Source organism: Nitrospira sp. BLG_2 (assembly GCF_049222245.1).
The window spans coordinates 1-2247 of sequence record NZ_JBLYIG010000189.1; the positions used below are offsets into that span (position 1 = coordinate 1).

Here is a 2247-nt window from a genome sequence, read left to right on the forward strand (position 1 = left end):
ATTCCATGACGGAATGAGAGAAGACGTCGGATTTGCCGAGCGCGAGTTTCAATCCGGATTGATGATTTTGGGTGGACGGCGAGGTTCGTCCGGGAGATCCGGGAGAGGGCGGCGGTCGACGGTCTAGCTGTTAAGGATGGTCGTGACTAAACTGATGATTAGCGCACCGCCGACGGCGGGCCAGAATCCGGAGACAGTGAACCCTTTCAACAGGAACGCCGTGAATGGCAACAGTAGCGCGTTCAAAACCACGAGGAAGAGTCCGAGCGTAAAGACGATCAACGGCAAGGTGAGCAGAAAGAGAATAGGCCGAAGGATCACGTTTAGGAAGGTGAGAACCAGGACCGCTGCAATACCGGTAGCCAGGCTGTCGGCCTCCAGGCCGGGGACAATCGAGATTGCCAGGAATACCGCAATCCCGGTGATGAGGACACGCGTGAGTGCACGGCGCACCCCTCCGTGGAACGGTGATTCGCGCACGGCCCTTTCAAAACGAATCGTCGGCATCGGCTATTGAGGTGGTGACGCAGTCATTACGGGTGAATAATGAACGACTGTCGCGGACACCTTCTTGGTCTTGTCGTCTTTCGACGCCTCAATAATGACACGGTCGCCCACGACCGGTGGATCGTTCGATTTTGGGTTGCTTTTGTTTTTGAACTTCACTTGTTTATTGAGCAGGACTGATACAATCGACCCCTTGGACGTCTTGACTTCGATGTGTTTCGTGTCGATGACCATCACGATGCCAAGCACGTGAAAATCAGCGCCGGCAGCCATGGTGGTGATCGACAAAAGCGAGAGAAGGAGAACCGCGAAGCCTGGTCTCAAGGCATCAGAGTGCGTTCGCATAAAGACATCGAGGGAGTGGCGTCCCCGTGTTTGTCCACGTGCGGCCGGCCAGCATATCACGACTTCACTATACAAATTCTTCAGCGTGATTGCCATCGGGTCATTGCGCGAGACCGAGCCGCCGAACATTCGAGAAACGAGCGATCAAGATGATCAATATGGGCAAGTGCATCACCATGCCGCTCATTCCCATGAACGATTCGCCGATCCAGAAAGTCATGCCGAGGTTAAAAGCCAAGACTCCATAGTACAGGCCGACACCGAGCAACAGCCGTTGTGTAACAGGCGGAGACGGTGAGAGGGAAGGGAGCCGCCGGTCCAACGGGAAATAAATCGTGAGCGAAAGCAGTCCGACCACGGCCCAGCCTATATAGTTCGCGAGCGGGACACCAAAATGCCAACCCGGGTCGGGATAGTAATAGATCTTGCCCAAGAACCAACGGTCGCCACGGAGGGCCACCGGATCGATCACCATATCGATAAAGGAAAAAAGAAACGCAGTCAGCGCGAAGACGGTCCAACTCGTGCGGGTTTCCACGTCGAATTGCAACGGCCTGAGGGAGCCACGCTCGACGCTCGGAGAGGAATCAAACGGCAGTAATAATGCGAGCGCCACACAGTAGGAAGCGAAGAGGAGGAAACTGAAGGAAATGGAATCCATGAATGGAACGTTGGAGAAATAGAGCTCCTGACCGACCGTCGAGCCGTTGTAGAAGTACCAGCCGAACGGAATGCCGGTCCGAGTGGACGAAAATTCGCAGGCAAACGCGGTCGCCCAGCTGATCAGCCAGAAGCGCCAGGTTCGTGGCCAGCCGAGCAATTGGACGGCGGAGAAGAGAAACGCGGCAAGAAAAATGAACACATAGGGGCGGAGAATGATCGTCTTGATAAAGAGATCGAAGATGTCCATCACCTGTTGAGTCGTGAGTCTCAGCGTGAATAACGAAGAGCTAAGCACTCATGGTTGATAACCGGACCTGAAGGCTCTCATGCGTACTTATGGTCGCGAAACCACCGCACGGCTTTCTCCAGCGCCACTTCGGGGGGATTTTGTGGTAGGCCGAGTTCTCGGATCGCCTTGCTGCAATCATAGTGCATCTTATACTTGGCCATCTTCACGCCTTCCAGCGGAATGCGAGGGGGATGGCCCGTAAAATTAGCGAACCAGTGATTGAGATAGGCGAAGGGTAACACGGCGGCCCGTGGCAATTTAAGCGCGGGAGCCTTGAGCCCTGTCAACGTACTGAGAATTTCAAATACTTCACGAAGCGACAGGTTTCTTGAACCGAGGATATACCGCTCACCCTGTCGGCCTTTCTCCATGGCGAGCAGATGGCCGGTGGCCACGTCATCCACATCGATGATGTTCATGCCGGTTTCAATGTAGGCCGACAT

The 2247-nt window shown here is 54.7% G+C and carries 4 protein-coding genes; all 4 read right to left on the reverse strand.

Going from position 1 to position 2247, the window contains the following annotated elements; genetic code table 11:
• Positions 1–123: 123 nt before the first annotated feature.
• Complete coding sequence (locus ACOSYY_RS05200; RefSeq protein ID WP_421661206.1) at positions 124–480, reverse strand: phage holin family protein; 357 nt, start codon at positions 478–480, stop codon at positions 124–126.
• Between the two features lie 30 nt (positions 481–510).
• Positions 511–852 carry a S1 domain-containing protein gene (locus ACOSYY_RS05205; RefSeq protein WP_421661207.1) on the reverse strand — a complete coding sequence of 114 codons (342 nt, stop codon included), beginning with the start codon at positions 850–852 and terminating at the stop codon, positions 511–513.
• A gap of 100 nt (positions 853–952) precedes the next feature.
• On the reverse strand, positions 953–1762 hold the full coding sequence (locus ACOSYY_RS05210) for a carotenoid biosynthesis protein (RefSeq protein WP_421661208.1): 810 nt from the start codon (positions 1760–1762) through the stop codon (positions 953–955).
• Between the two features lie 77 nt (positions 1763–1839).
• Positions 1840–2247 (reverse strand): Rossmann-fold NAD(P)-binding domain-containing protein (locus tag ACOSYY_RS05215; protein ID WP_526023283.1); only part of this gene is annotated, 408 nt, incomplete at its 5' end.

Excerpts from the sequence above, each read along its gene's own strand:
- ACOSYY_RS05205 (WP_421661207.1), bottom strand. The coding sequence starts at position 852 with ATGCGAACGCACTCTGATGCCTTGAGACCAGGCTTCGCGGTTCTCCTT.
- ACOSYY_RS05210 (WP_421661208.1), bottom strand. The coding sequence starts at position 1,762 with ATGGACATCTTCGATCTCTTTATCAAGACGATCATTCTCCGCCCCTAT.